Source organism: Microbacterium sp. 01T413_2 (assembly GCF_056398985.1).
The window spans coordinates 25,495-43,548 of the sequence record NZ_JBFTQL010000001.1 but is presented as its reverse complement, the minus strand read 5'-3'; the positions used below and the strand labels follow the sequence as shown (position 1 = coordinate 43,548).

Sequence of the window (18,054 nt, the reverse complement as noted above, 5' to 3'; positions counted from 1 at the left end):
CGGCGCACAGCTCGGAACGACCCCCGCCCCGCTCAGGGACGGGGGTCGTTCTGCAGGTAGGCGAGCACGGCCAGCACGCGACGATGGTCGGTGCCGGACTCCTCGAGCCCGAGCTTGGCGAAGATGGCGGACACGTTCTTCTCCACCGCGCCCACCCCGATGCGCATGCTGTTCGCGATCGACGTGTTGCTGCGCCCCTCCGCCATCGCCTCGAGGACTTCGCGCTCTCGAGGGGTGAGACGACCGACCGGATCCGGTCCGGTACGCATCAGCTGCTGCACGACCCGAGGATCCAGGACCGTCCCTCCCTGGCTGACCTGCCGGACGGCTCCGGAGAGCTCCTCGAGCGAGGCGACTCTGTCCTTGAGGAGATAGCCGACTCCCCCCTCGCCGGCCCCGAGCAGTTCCCTCGCATAGACGCCCTCGACGTACTGGCTGAGCACGAGGATGCCGACCTCGGGGAGAGCCGCCCGCAGCGCCAGAGCCGCGCGGATCCCCTCGTCCCGGAACGACGGAGGCATCCGCACGTCCAGCACGGCTACCGTCGCTGCCGCAGCACGGGTGCGTGCCACCACCTCCTCGGCGTCCGCATACGCGCCGGCTGTCTCGAATCCGGCCTCGACGAACAGACGCACGAGCCCTTCGCGCAGCAGGATCGAGTCCTCGAAGAGGACCACCCGCAGCGGAGTCTGCTGATCGGTCACGCCCTTCAGACTAGGGCGCTGGCGCTCACCGCCTCGTCGGTCGGCCCGCGGCCGCCCCGCTCACGCGGAGACGGGGACCGTCACCGTCACGATGGTCGGGCCGCCGTCCGGGCTGTCGATGTGCATCGCGCCGCTCAGCCCCTGCACCCGCCGGGCGAGGCCCTCGAGTCCGCCTCCGGGGCGCGGGGCGGCACCGCCGTGACCGTCGTCCAGCACGGTGACGCGGACCACGGAGCCTTCGCGGACCGCGGTGACCGATGCGCTGTCCGCTCCCCCGTGCTTGACGGCGTTGGTCAGCAGCTCCGCGACCACGAAGTACAGATTGCGCGCGGCCTCGGGGCTCAGCGCCGCGGTGATGGCCGGTGCGACCTCGGCCCGCACCGGCAGCGCATTGGCAGCCGCGAGCCCGGCGATCGCTTCGGCGATCCCCCGGTCCTGCAGCAGCGGCGGCGCGACGCCGCCGGCCAGCGCCCGCAGCTCGTCCAGCGCAGCCTGCGCGTGCCCGCGCGACTCCTGTGCGAGCACGGCGACCGCCGCCGCATCGCCATCGACCGCGCGCCGTTCGAGCGCGGCGAGATCCATCTGCAGGCGCACCAGGCGCTGCTGCGGGCCGTCGTGCAGATCCCGCTCGAGCCGGCGCAGCCCCGCGTCCTCCGCCTGCACGGCCGCACCGCGGGACGCGTCAAGACCCTGGACCTGCGCCACCAGATCGTCGGACTCCCATCGTCCTGTCAGCGCGGCGGCGACCGTCCCGTGCAGGCGCACGAGGCCGCTGAGCACGAGCGGCAGCGTGCCCAGGAAGATCAGTCCTACGACCAGATACAGCATCGAGGCCCACAGATGCGGATCCGGAGACGAGTCGACCCCGCCGAAGATGTGTTGCACCGCCCACGGGACCCAGACCCGCTCGGCGTTTCCGTCGGGGATGAACGACGACCAGAACCAGTAGGTCGGGCCGCCGAGTGCCATCGAAACCCAGGTCGTGGCGACGGCGAACGCGACGATCGCGACGATCGGGCGCACGAGCAGGCTCGACAGCAGCGCCATCCAGTAGTGCGCGTTCCGCAGCGGCTGCGTCAGACGGGCCCAGAACCCGTTGCCCTTCGTGCCGCGGCGCCAATCCGGCGCGGAGATCACCGGATTGTCGGTCATCCGCAGCAGCGCCCTCTCCGCCTCGGCGAAGCCGCGGGCGATGTAAAGAGAGCCCACCAGGACAGGCACGCCGATCACCAGCACGAGGGACCCGATGCCGACGCCGAAGACCGCCCAGGTCACCCCCATCGCCAGGATCGCGAGAGGCACCGACAGCAGCACCAGGAAGAGCGCGTTGCCGGGCACAGCAGCCCACGCCCTGCCGTATCCGCGTCGGGGCGCAGGCGGCGGCGCCGGGAACCGCGAGTCGAGGGGGCGGGTCGCGGTGGTCATCGGGAGATCTCCTGGTCCATGCCTCTGGTGCGCTGATTCGCACCGGCTTCCACGATGCCCGTCCCGCGGGCGTCGGACCAGGGCGCCTGCTGCCGGATCCGCACGGGGGTTAACCCCCGTGCGTCACCCGTCCGCCGACCAGCGTCGCCGCCACGGGCATCGTGCGGAGCCCGTGCGCGTCGGCGGTCGCCGGATCGGCGCCGAGCAGCGCCAGATCCGCGGCAGCACCAGGGCGGATGCCGGCGTCACCGCCGGTCCCGCCGCGGGCGCTCGCGGCGAGGGCGGTCTGCAGGTCAACCCGCTCCTCGGGATGCCAGGGGGCGCGGTCATCGTCGGTGCGGAAGACGGCCGCCGAGATCGCGTGCCACGGATCCAGCGCAGCCACCGGCGCATCCGATCCGAAGCGCAGCGTCGCCCCCGCCCGGTGCAGCGAGGCCAGCGGATAGCCGATCGCGGTCTGCCCGGCCCAGAGCGCGTCCGCCGCGTCCCTGTCGTCGAGGGCGTGCTGCGGCTGCACGCTCGCGGCGACGCCGAGTCGCCCGAACCGCGCGAGATCGCCGTGGCGCACGAGCTGGGCATGCTCGATCGTGCCCTGGGCCCCGGTGGCGGCGAAGGCGTCCAGAGCTGCGGTGACCGCGAGGTCCCCGATCGCATGCAGGGCGATCTCGAGGCCCGCCCCGGTGGCTCGCAGCAGCAGCTCCTGCAGCTCGGCGGGCGGCACGGTGAGCACGCCGTGGTTGTGCGGATCGTCGGCATAGCCCTGGCTGCAGGCGGCGGTGCGCGTGCCCAGCGACCCGTCGGAGATGATCTTCAGCGGCCCTGCGTGCACGAGTCCGAGCGGGTCCTGATCCATCGCCTGACCCGTGTGCAGTCCCTCGGCGATCGCACGGTCGAGGTCGTGCGGATAGACGGCGAACTCGACGCGATGCATGTCGAAGCCGCGCGCGAGTCGTCGAGCCCAGGCCCCGGCGTTCCATGCCATGTCGAAATCCACCAGACCGACGACGCCGCGGCTCGCGGCTCGCCGGGCGGCCGCAGCGACCGCCTCGTCGGCGACCACCGGATCCGCGGCGTTCAGCCGGCGGGAGATCTCGAAGGCGTCCTCTTCGCGCAGCATCCCGTCCGCGGCGACGGGGAAGCCCTCCCGGCGGAAGGCGGCAGTGTTCAGCCACACGCTGTGCACGTCGGCGTTGATGAGGTAGGTCGGGATCTCACCCGTGTGCTCATCGAGCAGGGCCAGGGCAGGCCGGTCTGCCCAGCGCACGTCGCGGAAGCCGGATCCGACCCGGCGACCGTCGCCGAGCACGGACGCGAGCGACATGCGTGCGGCCGCCTCGACGGCGCTCGCGGTGCCGGCGAGGTCCTCCCGCTGCGCGGCGAGTGCCCATTGCACGGTGTGCACGTGGTGATCCCACAGGCCAGGGACGATCCACGCGCCGTCGCCGTCGAGCACCTCGCCCCGTAGCGGAAGGGCTCCGGTGGGGGCGATGTCGGCGATCCGGCCTTCTTCGAGCAGCACGTCCACCGGGCCGTCCACGGCCAGCAGCCGACGGTCCGCCGTGGCGATGCGCACAGCGCGGATCGCGTCGAGGTGCGCTCCGACGTCCGACGCCGTCATCGGGTGCCCGCCCGTGCGGCGAGGCGGGCGTCGTGCGCGCGCTGCATCTCGGCGGCCAGCAGCGGATTCGCGTAAGCGCCGTCGCCCTGCAGCTCGAGGATCACGTTCTCGATCACGTCGTCGGGCTTGTTCTGGCTGAGCTTGCGTTTGGCGGTGATGCGCGTCGGAGTGAGCCGGAAGCCGACGGTGCCCGCCTCGAGCCGGCGCACGAACGCCTCGTCGTTCGGCGGTGTCCAGATGCCGCGCGGGTCGGCGAGTCTGCCTTCGAAGTGGTCCACGAGATGACCGAGGACGCGGAGGTTCTCCTCGGTGTCGAGCAGCTCCGGGACGCCCGACAGATGCACCGCGACATAGTTCCACGTCGGCACGGCGGCCGCCGTGTCGACGTACCAACCGGGCGAGATGTATCCATGCGGACCCTGGAAGATCACCATCAGCTCCTGGGATCGGAGTCCCAGCACGATGTCGTCCGGACGGCCGACGTGCGCGACGATCGTGAGGTCGTCGCGGTCCGGATCGAGCAGCACCGCATAGTGCGACGCGGTCATGCCGTTCTCGTTTCGGCCCACCAGTGTCGCCCAGGGATTGGCGGCGATGATCCGCCGCAGTTCGGCGACATCCGTCATGGCGAAACTGGGGTTCTGGCGCATGGATTCAGCCTACGGTCGCCTGCCCTTCCAGAGCCTCAGCGACCGGGATCCGTCACGCCTGGCAGCGCGGGCACCAGTACAGCTTGCGGGCGCCGATCTCCTCGAGCACGATGTCGGTGCCGCACACACGGCAGGGCAGGCCCGTGCGGTGGTACACCCAGTGCCGGTCGTCTCGATGCGCCATCGCGGCGCGGTACTGGTCGGCCGTGAGGTCGTCCATGGTCATCATCTGGCCGGTCTCGACGCCGATCGCGAGCAGACGGACCCAGTCCCGCCAGAGCGCGCGCACGGTCTCCTCCGGCACGTCGCGGCCCGGAGTGTGCGGGTTCAGCCGGGCCCGGAACAGCAGCTCGGCGCGGTACACGTTGCCGATCCCGCTGACCACGGACTGGTCCATGAGCAGCAGAGCGATCGGCACCGCCCTGCGCCGCACAGCGGCGACGAAGCGCTCCTCGCCCTCGTCCACGTCGCCCACCAGCGGATCCGGTCCGAGCTTCGCGACCGTGGCGAGCATCTCGTGGGGCGTCTGCAGCACGCAGGCGGTGGGCCCGCGCAGATCGGCGCAGGTCGAGTCCGTCATCAGGCGCAGGCGCACCTGTCCGACCACGGGCGGCGGCCATTCGGCGCCCTCATCGGCGAGCCCCTTGGTGGCCTCGGACATGCGCACGTGCACACGCGTCTTCCGCGGGGCACCGATGGAGGCCAGCGAGTTCTCGCCCGCGTCGTCCAGGATCGGCGCCTCGTCCGCGATCGACGATGCGTCCAGATCGGTGCCGCGTTGATTCGTCTGGCCCATCCGCCCGTTCGCCGACGCGATCGTCGGATCCACGAGGATCTCGCCGGAGAAGTCCCAGGCCCCGTAGAGCCCCAGGTGCACGCGCAGCCACAGATCCCCCTCGGTCTCGAGGAACATCTGCTTGCCGACCGCCTGTACGCTCTCCACCGCACGACCGTCGAGCAGAGCGGCACCCTCCGCGAAACGGCCCTGCGGGCTCGATGCGAAGACGGGCTTGCCGACGAAGTTGCGGGCGAACTGCCGCGCGATCCGGTGGACGGAATGGCCCTCGGGCATCAGGCGCGCGGGTCCGGGAGCAGCGATCCGTCGCGCTCGAAGTCCGCGATCTGCGCGATCCGGCGCACGTGCCGCTCCTCGTTCGAGAACGGCGTGGCGATGAAGCGGTCGATGAAGCCGGCGACCTCGTCGAAGGTGTGCTGGCGCGCGCCGATCGCGATCACGTTCGCATCGTTGTGCTCGCGGGCGAGCTCCGCCGTCGCGATGCTCCACACCAAGGCCGCGCGGATGCCCTCGACCTTGTTCGCCGCGATCTGCTCGCCGTTGCCGGATCCGCCGAACACGACGCCGAGCGCCTCGACTCCCGCGCGCTGGTCGCGGATCGTCGCCTGCGCCGCGCGGATGCAGAACGCGGGGTAGTCGTCCAGTGCGTCGTACTCGACCGGTCCGTGGTCCACGACCTCATGACCCGCCTCGGCGAGATGGTGCTGCAGCTGCGTGGAGAACTCGAGACCGGCGTGATCGGTGGCGATGTGGATGCGCATGCCTCAATCCTACGGAGCGCCGCGACCACCACGGGGCGGCGTGACACGGCCGCCGGGCGCTGTCAGGGCGCGATGCCGGCCGCAGCCGGCTTGAACCCTGCGCGGATGTTCTCACAGCACCCCGGACGGCACACGTCGAACGCGGGACCGAGCGCGGTGACGTGCGCGCGATCCGCCGCCGGGCGCCCCTCCAGGCGCTCCTGGATGAGGTCGACGATGCCGGCGACGAAGGTGTCGGAGACCCCCGGGGTCGGCGTGCGGACGAAAGCGAGGCCCGCCTCGGCGGCCGCGTCCTTCGCCTCGGTGTCGAGATCCCAGAGCACCTCCATGTGGTCGCTCACGAAGCCGAGCGGGACCACGGCGACCGCGGTGCGACCGCGAGCGGGCAGCTCCTCGATCACGTCGCAGATGTCGGGCTCGAGCCACGGCTGCGAGGCGGGGCCGGAGCGCGACTGGTACACGAGCTCCCACGGCACGTCGGCGGCCGCGGGCAGCAGCTCGGCCACGCGGCTCATGACCCAGGCTGCGACCGCCTCGTGCTGGGCGGCGTACGCGCCGTCGGGGCCCCAGTCGACGTCGCGCGGGCCGGAACGCAGCGCATCGTCGGTCGGCACGCTGTGGGTGGTGAACAGGACCTGGATCGCCGAGGCGTCGACGCCGTCGGCCGTGAAGCCGACGATCGCGTTGCGCACGCCCTCCACGAAGGACGCGACGAATCCGGGGTGGTCGTAGAACGGGCGGATCTTGTCGATCGTCACCGTCTCACCGAGCTCCGTCTCCTCCAGCACGCGGGCGAAGTCCTCGCGGTACTGACGGCAGCTGGAGAAGGAGCTGTACGCGCTCGTGGCGAACGCGAGCAGCGTGGTGTCCCCGCTGTCGGCGGCCATGGTCACCGCGTCGGACAGGTACGGAGCCCAGTTGCGGTTGCCCCAGTACACCGGGAGGTCGATCCCGCGGCGGGTGAGCTCGGTCTCGAGCGCGGCCTTGAGCGCGCGGTTCTGCGCGTTGATCGGGCTCACGCCACCGAAGTGCCGGTAGTGATGCGCCACCTCTTCGAGCCGCTCATCCGGGATGCCGCGGCCTCGAGTGACGTTGCGCAGGAACGGGATCACGTCGTCCTGCCCCTCCGGGCCGCCGAATCCTGCGAGCAGGATGCCGTCATAGGCGACGGGCGTCTCCACGAACTCCGGCCCGCTCGCGGCGGGCGCGGAGGCGAAGGGAACGGTTGCTGCGGTCACGTTTCGAGCACTCACCCTTCCATCTTCCCCTGAGTTTCCTTTGCCACGGCCGTGCGCCGACTCGATGCCCTCCTGGAGGCGGCGGCACCCGCGAAAAACCGCAACACGCGCTCTGGCGTAGGCTGGGACGGTTGCCGCCGGCGCCAGCAGCGCGAATCTTGCGGCCGAACCCCTCACCCCCTGGGAGTCTGAGCAGTGCCTGGAGAGAACCTCACCCGCATCGAGGCGCAGGAGCGCCGCGCGATCGTCGACACCGAGTCGTACGAGATCGCGCTCGACCTGACCAAGGGCGCGGAGGTGTTCGGATCCCGCAGCGTCGTGCGCTTCACCGCCACCGAGGGGTCCTCGACCTTCATCGACCTCATCGCGCGCGAGGTGCGCGAGATCACCTTGAACGGCGAGCTGATCGACCCGACGACGGCCTACGCCGACTCGCGCATCGCGCTGGACGGCCTGGCGGGCTCGAACGTGCTCGTCGTCGACGCCGACTGCGAATACACCAACACCGGTGAGGGCCTGCACCGCTTCGTCGATCCTGTCGACGGCGAGGTCTACCTCTACTCGCAGTTCGAGGTGCCCGACTCCCGCCGCGTCTTCGCCGTGTTCGAGCAGCCCGACCTGAAGGCGACGTTCCAGTTCACCATCACCGCGCCCGCTGCGTGGAAGGTCGTCTCGAACTCCCCCACCCCCGAACCGATCCACCACGACGCGTCGAACGGATCCGGGTCCGACCAGAACGGCGCGGTCGCGACGTGGGGCTTCGAGCCCACCCCGCGGATCTCCTCGTACATCACGGCGATCATCGCGGGCCCGTACGAGGAGACCTTCTCCGAGCTGACCAGCGCCTCCGGCCGCGTGATCCCCCTCGGCGTCTACGGGCGCAAGAGCCTGTGGGAGCACCTCGACGCGGACTACATCTTCGACAAGACCCGCGAGGGCTTCGCCTACTACGAGGAGAAGTTCGGCGTCCCGTATCCGTTCGCGAAGTACGACCAGCTCTTCGTGCCGGAGTTCAACGCCGGCGCCATGGAGAACGCGGGCGCGGTGACCTTCACCGAGACCTACGTGTTCCGGAGCAAGGTGACCGACGCCGTCAAGGAGCGCCGCGTCGTCACGATCCTGCATGAACTCGCGCACATGTGGTTCGGCGACCTCGTCACCATGAAGTGGTGGAACGACCTCTGGCTGAACGAGTCGTTCGCCGAGTGGGCGTCGACCATCGCGACCGCCGAGGCCACCGAGTGGACCGAGGCGTGGACGACGTTCAACGCCATGGAGAAGACCTGGGCCTACCGTCAGGACCAGCTCCCCTCCACGCACCCGGTCGTCGCCGAGATCAACGACCTCGACGACGTGCAGGTGAACTTCGACGGCATCACGTACGCGAAGGGCGGATCCGTCCTCAAGCAGCTCGCCGCGTGGGTGGGCATCGAGGCGTTCTTCGCCGGCGTCTCCGAGTACTTCAAGAAGCACTCCTGGCAGAACACCGAGCTCAGCGACCTGCTCGTCGAGCTGGAGCGCACCAGCGGCCGCGACCTCACCGTCTGGTCGAAGAAGTGGCTGGAGACCGCGGGAGTGAACACGCTCGCGCCCGTCATCGCCGAGGCCGGGGACGGCACCATCTCGCGCTTCGCCGTGACGCAGACGGCTCCCGCCGACTACCCGACGATCCGCCCGCACCGCCTGGGCATCGGCTTCTACAACCTCGACGCGACGGGCGCTCTCGTGCGCACCCACCACGTCGAGGTGGACGTCGACGGTGACCGCACGGAGCTTCCCGAACTGCAGGGCCTGAAGCGCCCGGATCTGGTGCTGCTGAACGACGAAGACCTCGCCTACGCGAAGATCCGTCTCGACGAGCGCTCCCTCGCGACCGCCGTCGCACACCTCGCCGACATCAGCGACCCTCTCGCCCGCTCGCTCGTGTGGGGTGCCGCCTGGGACCAGACCCGCGACGCCGAGAGCGCCGCGAGCGACTACATCGACCTCGTGCTGGGCAACATCGGCCGCGAGACCGAGTCGACCACGGTGCGCACCACGCTCAGCCAGCTGCAGACCGCCGCCGCGCTGTACGTCACCCCGGAGCACCGTGAGGCCGCCCGCACCCGGGTCGCCGACGGCCTGTGGGCGCTCGCGCAGAGCGCGGAAGCCGCCTCCGACAGCCAGCTGCAGTTCGTGACGGCGTTCGCGAACTCGCTCACCACGCCCGAGCACGCCGACGTCGTGCGCCGCCTGCGCGACGGCGCACTCACCCTCGACGGCCTCACGATCGACACCGACCTGTCGTGGCAGCTGCTCGTCGGCCTCGCCACGGTCGGCGCCGTCGACGGGGCCGCGATCGATGCCGCGCTCGAGGGCGACAACACCGCCAAGGGCGCGGAGTTCGCCGCGCAGGCCCGCGCCGCGCTGCCCACGCCCGAGGACAAGCAGGCCGCGTGGTCCTCGCTCGTCGAGCACGACGACCTGTCCAACACGATCGTCCGCTCCGCCGCCCTCGGCTTCACCCACCCGGCCGGTGTCGCACTGCTCGAGCCGTTCGTCGCGCAGTACTTCGACGCCCTACTCCCGATCTGGGAAGGCCGCACGTTCCAGGTCGCGAACTACCTGATCGTGGGACTGTACCCGAAGGCGCTCGCGAACACCGCCCTGCGCGACGCGACCCGCGTCTGGCTCTCCGCCCACCAGGACGCCGCGCCCGCGCTGCGCCGCCTCGTGTTCGAAAACCTCGCGGACGTGGAGCGGGCGCTCGCCGCTCAGGCGCGCGATGAGGAGACCTTCGAATCGGCGGCCGCGCAGAGCTGACGCACGACCCGGAAGGGGCCGGAGGAGACTGCTCTCCTCCGGCCCCTTCGTCGCGTCCCGAGCGGACAACACCGGCTCCCGGCGCAGCGCCGCCGACGCTCAGAGCCCGCCAAGGGGCGCAGCCATAGGATCGTGAACGATGAATATCGTCTCCTTCGAGGATCAGGCCGCCAAGATCGCAGACCTGTGGACCCAGACGCTCGACGTCCTCGGCAAGATCGGCATGAAGGCGCTCTGGAGCGTCGTCACGATCGTCGTCTGCGTCCTCATCGCCTATGCGCTCCGCTTCGTGATCCGCCGCGTCGTCCGCCGGATCGTCGCCGGCGCCAAGTCCAAGGCCGAGGTCACCGACACAAGGGCGCTGGAGCGCTCCCCGCTCGCGGACATGCGGCTCGTACAGCGCACCAGGACCCTCGGCACCATCCTGCAGAACATCGTCAACGTGATCCTCGTGGTGGTCGCTGTCGTCCTGATCGTGAACATCATCGAGCCCACGCTGCTCGGGTCTCTGACGCTGCTCACCGCCGCCGTCGGCGCAGGCCTCGGTTTCGGTGCCCAGAACATCGTCAAAGATGTGCTGAACGGCATGTTCCTCGTCGCCGAGGACCAGGTCGGCATCGGAGATGTGGTCGACCTGGGCCTCGCGTCGGGTGTCGTCGAATACGTCAGCGTGCGGATCACCCAGGTGCGTGACGCGAACGGCACGCTCTGGTACGTCCGCAATGGCGAGATCACCCGGATCGGCAACATGTCGCAGGGATGGGCGCGCGCGATCATCGACCTCGGGGTGCCGGCGGATGCGGACGTCCCCGCGGTCGAGGACGCTCTGCTCGCCGCCGCCCAGGGGCTCGCGAAGGATCCGAAGTGGCGCACCCGCATCGTCGAGAAGCCCGAGATCTGGGGACTGGAGTCGATCGAGGGCGATGCTCTCGTGATCCGGGTCGTCATGAAGACCCGCACGAATGCGATGGACGACGTCGCCCGCGAGCTGCGGATGCGGCTGCGCGACGCCATGCTCGGCATGGAGCTGACCGTCCCCAGCATGGCCACGGTGCAGCTCGCCGGCCCCGAGGGTGCCCGCCGGGTGCACGGCGCGAACCCGCCGCGCACCCGCCCGAACCCGGTCGCGACGGCGCCCACGGTGCCGGAACGCGGATTCTGGCGCAAGAAGAAGACCGAGGGCGAGAAGCCCGCCACGGCCACGCCCCCACCGCGCACCAAACCGGCGCCGACCGCACCTGCGCCGACGAAGACCGAGAAGCCGAAGACGCCGCCTTCCGCCCCGCAGAGCCTGCCGCTCCCTCCGCTCCCCGATCCGCAGAGCCCGCAGGATCCGCAAACCCCCGGAGACGAACGATGAGTGAACCGGTGTCCTTCTACAACGAGGTCGGCGGCCACGCGACGTTCCAGCGCCTCGTCGAGGTGTTCTACCGCGAGGTCGCGCTCGACCCGGTCCTGAAGCCGATGTACCCGGAAGAGGATCTCGGCCCTGCGGCGGATCGCCTGCGCATGTTCCTGGAGCAGTACTGGGGCGGCCCCACGACCTACGGTGAGCAGCGTGGGCACCCGAGGCTGCGCATGCGTCACATGCCGTTCCACGTCGACCCGGACGCCCGCGACCGCTGGCTGCGCTGCATGCGCGCCGCCGTGGACGACGCCCGCCTCTCGCCGATCCACGAGGCGACGCTGTGGGACTATCTCGAGCGCGCCGCGCATGCGATGGTGAATACATTCGAGCCGAGCCGCACGACCACGACGGGCGCCCCGACCCCTGACGGGCGCCCCGTCCTCTAGCGGCGCCCACCGCACGTACACCGAGTTCGACGGAGATCTCATGACCGCGACCACGACCACTCACTCCACCGACGTCCTCGTCATCGGCTGGGGGCTGTCCGGCCTCGTCGCCGCCGCGGAGGCCACCGCCGCAGGCAGACGCGTGATCGTGGTGGATCAGGAGCCGCGGACGAACCTGGGCGGACAGGCGTGGTGGTCCTTCGGCGGGCTGTTCCTCGTCGACTCCCCCGAACAGCGCCGCATGGGCATCACGGACTCCTACGAGCTCGCCCGACAGGACTGGTTCGGCAACGCGGGCTTCGACCGCGACGAGGACGCCTGGCCGCGGCGCTGGGCAGAGGCGTATCTCCAGTTCGCGAGCGGCGAGAAGCGCGCATGGCTCCGGGAGCGCGGCGTGGGCTTCTTCCCGGTCGTGGGCTGGGCCGAGCGCGGAGGCTACGGCGCTCTCGGACCCGGCAACTCGGTCCCCCGCTTCCACATCACCTGGGGCACGGGCCCCGGCATCGTGGCGCCCTTCCAGGCCGCGCTCGAGCAGGCGGAGCGGACCGGGAGCCTGGTCGTGCTCCCACGGCACCGGGTCACCACGCTCACCGCCCGCGACGGCGTCGTCACGGGCGCACAGGGCGAGATCCTCGCATCGTCCGCCGCCGCCCGCGGCGTGCAGAGCGATCGTGAGCCGATCGGTGCCTTCGAGATCACCGCGAGCGCGACGATCGTGACCTCGGGCGGCATCGGCGGCAACCACGACCTCGTGCGCGCCGCATGGCCCGAACGGCTGGGCGCACCGCCGACCGACATGCTCACCGGCGTGCCCGCCTATGTGGACGGATCCATGCAGGCCGTATCGGCGGCGGCCGGGGCACGGCTCATCAACGGCGATCGGATGTGGCACTACGTCGAGGGCATCCGCAACTGGGATCCGGTCTGGCCCGGTCACGGCATCCGGATCCTCCCCGGCCCGTCTTCGCTGTGGCTGGACGCCACCGGCAGGCGCCTGCCCGTGCCGCTGTACCCCGGCTTCGACACGCTCGGGACCCTCGCGCACCTGCGCACCACCGGGTACGACCACTCCTGGTTCGTGACGACGCGGCAGATCGTGGAGAAGGAGTTCGCTCTCTCCGGCAGCGAGCAGAACCCCGACCTCACCGGCAAGGACATACCGCTGCTCGTGCGCTCCCGGCTCGCCAAGGGCCCCACGGACCCGGTGCAGGCGTTCCTCGAGCGGGGCGAGGACTTCGTCGTCGAGGACGACCTCGGCCGACTCATCGCACGCATGCAGGAGCTCCCGGGCGGAGACGCCCTGGACCCGGCGCGGGTTCGCGAGGAGGTCGTCGCGCGCGACCGCGAGATCGGCAACGACTTCACCAAGGACGCGCAGATCGCGATGCTGCGCTCAGCTCGTGCCTATCGCGGAGATCGGTTGATCCGCACGGCCTCGCCGCATCGACTGCAGGATCCGTCGGCTGGTCCGCTGATCGCCGTGCGGTTGCGGGTCATCACCCGCAAGTCTCTCGGCGGCATCGAGACGGACCTGGATGGCCGCGCACTGGAAGCCCACGGCACGACCGTGCCCGGACTTTATGCGGCCGGCGAGGCGAGCGGCTTCGGCGGCGGCGGCGTGCACGGCTATCGGGCGCTGGAGGGAACGTTCCTCGGCGGCTGCCTGTTCTCGGGACGCCAGGCGGGCCGCGCCGCGGCGCAGGCGGTCTGAGCACCGCCGAGCGCCCGGACCTCGCGCGGCGGGAGTGCCATGATCGCGGCATGGACGCGGAAGAGCTGCGAGCACGCCAGGCCCCGCTCAAGGAGCGCTACCGGCAGGCTCCGGACCTGGCGAGGGTGATCTCCGGCGCGACCGGCGACTATCGCGACCCCGGCATCACCGCGACGATCGACGGATGGTCGGGGCCGGTCCGCGCCGGACAGCACCCCGCGACCGGGGGCGACGGATCCGATGCGTGCTCGGCGGACCTCCTCATGCAGGCGCTGCTGGGCTGTGTCGGCGTGACGTTCCGCGCCGTCACCGCGGCGATGGGCGTGACCGTGCAGAACGTCAAACTCGCGGCGGAGTGCCGCTGGGACGCACGCGGCACGCTCGGTCTGGACCGTGAGGTGCCGGTCGGCGTCGGCGACGTCGCCGTCACGATCACGATCGACAGCGACGCCGACGAAGGACGCCTGGAACGGATCGCTGCGTCGACCGAGCGGTACTGCGTGGTCGGTCAGAGCCTCGCATCCCCTCCGACGATCACGGTCGTCCGGCGCTGACCGCCGCGGCGTGGACCCGGACGCGCCGCCCGACTCGTGCTGCGCCTCAGCCGGCGGCGCCGGTCGAGCGCACCGGCGTCAGCCCCACCGCGGCGGGCCCGCGGCTGAGCACGTGACCGCGCGCGAACGCGAGGCGCGTCCAGCGGCCGGAGGTGGTGATCGGCACCTGCTCGGCACCGGAGATGAAGCCGAAGGCATGCGCGGCGAACGCGACGCCGCGGGGCAGCCCGAGGAGGTCCTCGTCGGGCTCGCCCCAGATGGCGGCACGCAGCGCGCGGACCGCGTCCTCCCCTGCGCCGACCGGTGATCCGTGCGCGACGGCGGAGATGCCCCACTGCGCACGCTGCGCGATGACGTCGGCGCCGAGCGTCCCCGCCGTCGCCCAGCCGCTCCGGGGCGGTGCGACGCCGGCCCAGGAGGGGCTGCGGCCCGTGTCGGGAAGCGCGAGGGCGCGTGGATCCTGGGTGGTGGTGAGCTCGTCGATCACGATGTCGCACCGCAACTCGGGGTCGGCCCGGACGATCCGCATCGCGAGGATCGTCGGCGTCGCGTCGAACAGGGTCTGCGGCACGAGTGCCGCCGCCGTCATCGCGAGCACCCCTCCGTCGGCCTGTAGCCGGACCCCTTCATCGCCGGCGCGCGCGGCCCGGGAGACGAAGGTGAGCGCATCACGCGCAGTGTCGGCATCGGCGAGGATCAGCGGCGTGGGCACGCCCTCTAAACTAGCAACCGGCCGCGACCGGTCCCCCGGTGTGTCGCGGCGCGGAGAGGATCCCATGACGCCCGACGAGCACGCCCGCCGATCTGTCGAGATGCTGCTGGGGATCCTCGATCTCGACTCCTCGGACGCCCGCACCACCGAGGACATCTTCACCGGCGTCTCGCACCCGATGCCCACGGGGCGGATCTACGGCGGGCAAGTGCTCGGCCAGTCCCTCATCGCGGCGGAGCGGACGATGCCGGATGGCCGCGTCCCGCACTCCATGCACGGCTATTTCCTGCGCGCCGGGGACGCCTCCCAAGGCCTCACTTTCGCCGTGGACCGGATCCACGACGGCCGTTCCTTCTCGACGCGGCGGGCGCAGGCCTATCAGAACGGGGTGCCGATCTTCTCGATGATCGCATCGTTCCAGGACGAGAACCCGGGCATCGAGCACGCAGCGCCGATGCCCGACGGCATCCCGGATCCCGAAGACCTCGTCCCCGACGAGGAGCTGTCCGACGGGATCCATCCCCTGTCCAAGCGCATGCTCACCGATCGGCCGGTGGACATGCGTCATGTGGAGGGCCCGCTGTTCGGTGCGGCGGGCGCCGAGAAGTCCGCGCACCAGGCGGTGTGGATGCGCATGCGCGCGCCGTTCCCGGACGATCCTGCCCTGCACCGCGCGGCGCTGGCGTACCTCAGCGACATGTCGATCCAGGAATCGATCCTGCGCGCCCACGGGCTCAGCTGGAATGTGCCTGGCCTGAAGGTCGCGAGCCTGGACCACGCCATGTGGTGGCACCGCCCGGGGCGCGTCGACGACTGGCTGCTGTACGTGCAGGAGTCGCCGAACGCCCGCGGAGGCCGGGGCCTCGCCACAGGGCGGATCTACGATCGCGGTGGCGCATTGGTGGCCAGCGTCGCCCAGGAGATCACGATCCGGGTGCCGGAGGCCTGATCAGCCGGGCCCGTCGACGACGGCCCGGCCAGTCCGCGACCGCACTCAGCGGTGCGCGTAGACGATCGACGGTCCGGAGAACGGCGACCATGCCTCGCGCATCTCCGGGCCGATCCGAGTGGGACGACCGGTCGCTGCGTCCACGAGCACGATGATCGCCGTCGAGCGCGCGTACAGCACCCGCTCCTCGAACGCCGCGTCGTTGTACACCTCGTAGCAGACCTCGATGCTGGATCCGCCGAGCTTTCCGAACCACATCTGCACCTCGAGGGGATGACGCTGGTACGGCACGGGCGCGAGATACTCGATCTCCTGCCGGGCGACGAGCGTGATCACACCGGCGTCGAGCCCCGAGCTCAGTACGGCCGTGCTCGGGCCGTGCTCGCCCTCCCCCGGGCGCCAGAAAGCCCGCACCCGAGCTTCCTCGAGCAGCTTCAGCATCGAGGTGTTGTTGACGTGGTTGAAGGCGTCCAGGTCGCCCCAGCGCAGGTGGATCGGGATGTGCAGACGCTCCCCCGCCGCGGCCCCCTCGGGAGCCGCGGTCAGGGGAGCTTCCGCAGCGGTCCCTGAGGCCGTCGAAGGGTCAGTCACGCGTAAGCCTGCGGTGCGTGGAGCGGTGCGGGTTGGCCGCGTCGGCGCCGAGCCGCTCGATCTTGTTCGCCTCGTAGGACTCGAAGTTGCCCTCGAACCAGTACCACTGGTCGGGGTTCTCGTCGGTGCCCTCGTAGGCGAGGATGTGCGTCGCGATCCGGTCGAGGAACCACCGGTCGTGCGTGATCACCACGGCGCAGCCGGGGAACTCCAGCAGGGCGTTCTCCAGCGAGCCGAGGGTCTCGACGTCGAGATCGTTGGTCGGCTCGTCGAGCAGCAGCAGGTTGCCGCCCTCCTTGAGCGTGAGGGCGAGGTTCAGCCGGTTGCGCTCGCCACCGGAGAGCACGCCCGCCTTCTTCTGCTGGTCCGGGCCCTTGAAGCCGAACTTGGAGACATAGGCGCGCGACGGGATCTCGATCTTGCCGACCATCATGATGTCGAGGCCGTCGGAGACGACCTCCCACAGGGTCTTGTCGGGATCGATGTTCGCGCGGGACTGATCGACGTAGCTGATCTTCACCGTCTCGCCGACCTTGAGATCGCCGCCGTCCAGCGGCTCCAGGCCCACGATCGTCTTGAACAGCGTGGTCTTGCCGACGCCGTTCGGGCCGATCACGCCGACGATGCCGTTCGGCGGCAGGCTGAAGCTCAGACCGTCGATGAGCGAGCGATCGCCGAAGCCCTTCTGCAGCTTCTTCGCCTCGATCACGACGTTGCCCAGACGGGGACCCGCTGGGATCTGGATCTCCTCGAAATCGAGCTTCCTGGTCCGCTCGGCCTCCGTGGCCATCTCCTCGTACCGGGCCAGGCGTGCCTTCGACTTGGTCTGGCGGCCCTTGGCGCTCGACCGCACCCACTCCAGCTCGTCCTTGAGGCGCTTGGCGAGCTTGGCATCCTTCTTGCCCTGGATGTCGAGACGCTCCGCCTTCTTCTCCAGGTAGGTCGAGTAGTTGCCCTCGTAGCCGATCAGGCGACCCCGGTCGACCTCCGCGATCCACTCGGCCATGTTGTCGAGGAAGTACCGGTCGTGGGTGATCGCGATCACGGCTCCCTTGTAGGCCTGCAGGTGCTTCTCCAGCCACAGCACGCTCTCCGCGTCGAGGTGGTTGGTGGGCTCGTCGAGCAGGAGCAGATCCGGCTTCTGCAGCAGCAGCTTCGCGAGCGCGACGCGGCGCTTCTCGCCGCCGGAGAGCTTGGTGACCGACTCATCGGCCGGCGGGGTGCGCAGCGCATCCATGGCCTGCTCGAGCTGAGAGTCGAGGTCCCAGCCGTCCGCCGCGTCGATCTCCTCCTGCAGCACGCCCATCTCGGCGAGCAGAGTGTCGAAGTCGGCGTCGGGGTCCGCCATCTGCGCGGAGATCTCGTTGAAACGGTCGAGCTTGGCCTTGATCGCAACTCCCTCCTGAATGTTCTCCAGGACGGTCTTCGACTCGTCGAGCTCGGGCTCCTGCATCAGGATGCCGACGCTGAAGCCGGGGCTCAGTTTGGCCTCGCCGTTGGAGGGCGTGTCGAGCCCGGCCATGATCTTCAGGATGGTGGACTTTCCGGCGCCGTTGGGGCCGACCATGCCGATCTTCGCCCCGGGCAGGAACGCCATCGTGACGTCATCGAGGATGAGCTTGTCGCCGACCGCCTTGCGGGCGCGGACCATGGAGTAGATGTATTCGGCCACGAGGGCACTCCTTCTGTCGTGGTGACGACGATTGCGAAAGGCTGCGGGTCGCTCCCCGGGCCGTGCACCGCGGGATC

Annotated in this window: 16 protein-coding genes; 6 read left to right on the top strand and 10 right to left on the bottom strand. The window is 70.4% G+C overall.

Annotated features, from left to right (window positions below; all coding sequences use genetic code 11):
- Positions 1–32: 32 nt before the first annotated feature.
- From AC1DMN_RS00240 to AC1DMN_RS00210, 7 genes are all read right to left on the bottom strand, one after another.
- Positions 33–704, bottom strand: coding sequence for a LuxR C-terminal-related transcriptional regulator (locus tag AC1DMN_RS00240; RefSeq protein ID WP_477229000.1), 672 nt, complete (start codon positions 702–704; stop codon positions 33–35).
- Positions 705–764: 60 nt separating this feature from the next.
- The gene (locus AC1DMN_RS00235) at positions 765–2,129 is read right to left on the bottom strand and encodes a sensor histidine kinase (protein ID WP_477228999.1); all 1,365 of its coding nucleotides are present in this window, start codon (positions 2,127–2,129) and stop codon (positions 765–767) included.
- A gap of 109 nt (positions 2,130–2,238) precedes the next feature.
- The gene (locus AC1DMN_RS00230) at positions 2,239–3,747 is read right to left on the bottom strand and encodes an amidohydrolase (RefSeq protein WP_441978260.1); all 1,509 of its coding nucleotides are present in this window, start codon (positions 3,745–3,747) and stop codon (positions 2,239–2,241) included.
- Complete coding sequence (locus AC1DMN_RS00225; protein ID WP_477228998.1) at positions 3,744–4,397, bottom strand: FMN-binding negative transcriptional regulator; 654 nt, start codon at positions 4,395–4,397, stop codon at positions 3,744–3,746. Before AC1DMN_RS00225 ends, AC1DMN_RS00230 begins: the two co-directional genes overlap by 4 nt.
- A gap of 52 nt (positions 4,398–4,449) precedes the next feature.
- Positions 4,450–5,469, bottom strand: a complete 1,020-nt coding sequence (locus tag AC1DMN_RS00220; protein ID WP_477228997.1) for an Fpg/Nei family DNA glycosylase — start codon at positions 5,467–5,469, stop codon at positions 4,450–4,452.
- On the bottom strand, positions 5,469–5,954 hold the full coding sequence (locus AC1DMN_RS00215; RefSeq protein WP_440731939.1) for a ribose-5-phosphate isomerase: 486 nt from the start codon (positions 5,952–5,954) through the stop codon (positions 5,469–5,471). The genes AC1DMN_RS00220 and AC1DMN_RS00215 overlap by 1 nt, the downstream gene beginning before the upstream one ends.
- 62 nt (positions 5,955–6,016) lie before the next feature.
- Positions 6,017–7,192, bottom strand: a complete 1,176-nt coding sequence (locus AC1DMN_RS00210) for a ferrochelatase (protein WP_477228996.1) — start codon at positions 7,190–7,192, stop codon at positions 6,017–6,019.
- A gap of 195 nt (positions 7,193–7,387) precedes the next feature.
- On the opposite strand from AC1DMN_RS00210, the gene pepN reads away from it, so the two are divergent.
- The 5 genes from pepN (at position 7,388) to AC1DMN_RS00185 (ending at position 14,053) form a co-directional block, all read left to right on the top strand.
- A complete protein-coding gene (gene pepN, locus AC1DMN_RS00205; RefSeq protein ID WP_441978256.1) occupies positions 7,388–9,994 on the top strand; it encodes an aminopeptidase N in 2,607 nt (868 codons plus the stop codon).
- 139 nt (positions 9,995–10,133) lie between these two features.
- Positions 10,134–11,354, top strand: coding sequence for a mechanosensitive ion channel family protein (locus AC1DMN_RS00200; RefSeq protein WP_441978255.1), 1,221 nt, complete (start codon positions 10,134–10,136; stop codon positions 11,352–11,354).
- Positions 11,351–11,788: a globin gene (locus AC1DMN_RS00195; protein ID WP_441978254.1), complete on the top strand. Its 438-nt coding sequence runs from the start codon at positions 11,351–11,353 to the stop codon at positions 11,786–11,788. Before AC1DMN_RS00200 ends, AC1DMN_RS00195 begins: the two co-directional genes overlap by 4 nt.
- Positions 11,789–11,828: 40 nt before the next feature.
- Complete coding sequence (locus tag AC1DMN_RS00190; RefSeq protein ID WP_477228995.1) at positions 11,829–13,499, top strand: FAD-binding dehydrogenase; 1,671 nt, start codon at positions 11,829–11,831, stop codon at positions 13,497–13,499.
- A 50-nt stretch (positions 13,500–13,549) separates the two neighbouring features.
- Positions 13,550–14,053 (top strand): OsmC family protein, encoded by a 504-nt coding sequence (locus AC1DMN_RS00185; RefSeq protein WP_477228994.1) that lies wholly within the window; start codon positions 13,550–13,552, stop codon positions 14,051–14,053.
- A 46-nt stretch (positions 14,054–14,099) separates the two neighbouring features.
- On the opposite strand, the gene AC1DMN_RS00180 is transcribed toward AC1DMN_RS00185, so the two are convergent.
- Positions 14,100–14,765 carry a DUF8185 domain-containing protein gene (locus AC1DMN_RS00180; protein WP_441978249.1) on the bottom strand — a complete coding sequence of 222 codons (666 nt, stop codon included), beginning with the start codon at positions 14,763–14,765 and terminating at the stop codon, positions 14,100–14,102.
- 64 nt (positions 14,766–14,829) lie between these two features.
- On the opposite strand from AC1DMN_RS00180, the gene AC1DMN_RS00175 reads away from it, so the two are divergent.
- Entirely contained in the window at positions 14,830–15,714 is an 885-nt protein-coding gene (locus AC1DMN_RS00175; RefSeq protein ID WP_441978248.1) for an acyl-CoA thioesterase, read from the top strand.
- A gap of 45 nt (positions 15,715–15,759) precedes the next feature.
- Here AC1DMN_RS00175 and AC1DMN_RS00170 read toward each other — a convergent pair whose 3' ends face one another.
- Both AC1DMN_RS00170 and ettA read right to left on the bottom strand, forming a co-directional pair.
- Positions 15,760–16,260, bottom strand: a complete 501-nt coding sequence (locus AC1DMN_RS00170; RefSeq protein ID WP_441978271.1) for an acyl-CoA thioesterase — start codon at positions 16,258–16,260, stop codon at positions 15,760–15,762.
- 37 nt (positions 16,261–16,297) lie between these two features.
- A complete protein-coding gene (gene ettA / locus AC1DMN_RS00165) occupies positions 16,298–17,977 on the bottom strand; it encodes an energy-dependent translational throttle protein EttA (RefSeq protein ID WP_477228993.1) in 1,680 nt (559 codons plus the stop codon).
- Between the last annotated feature and the right edge of the window lie 77 nt (positions 17,978–18,054).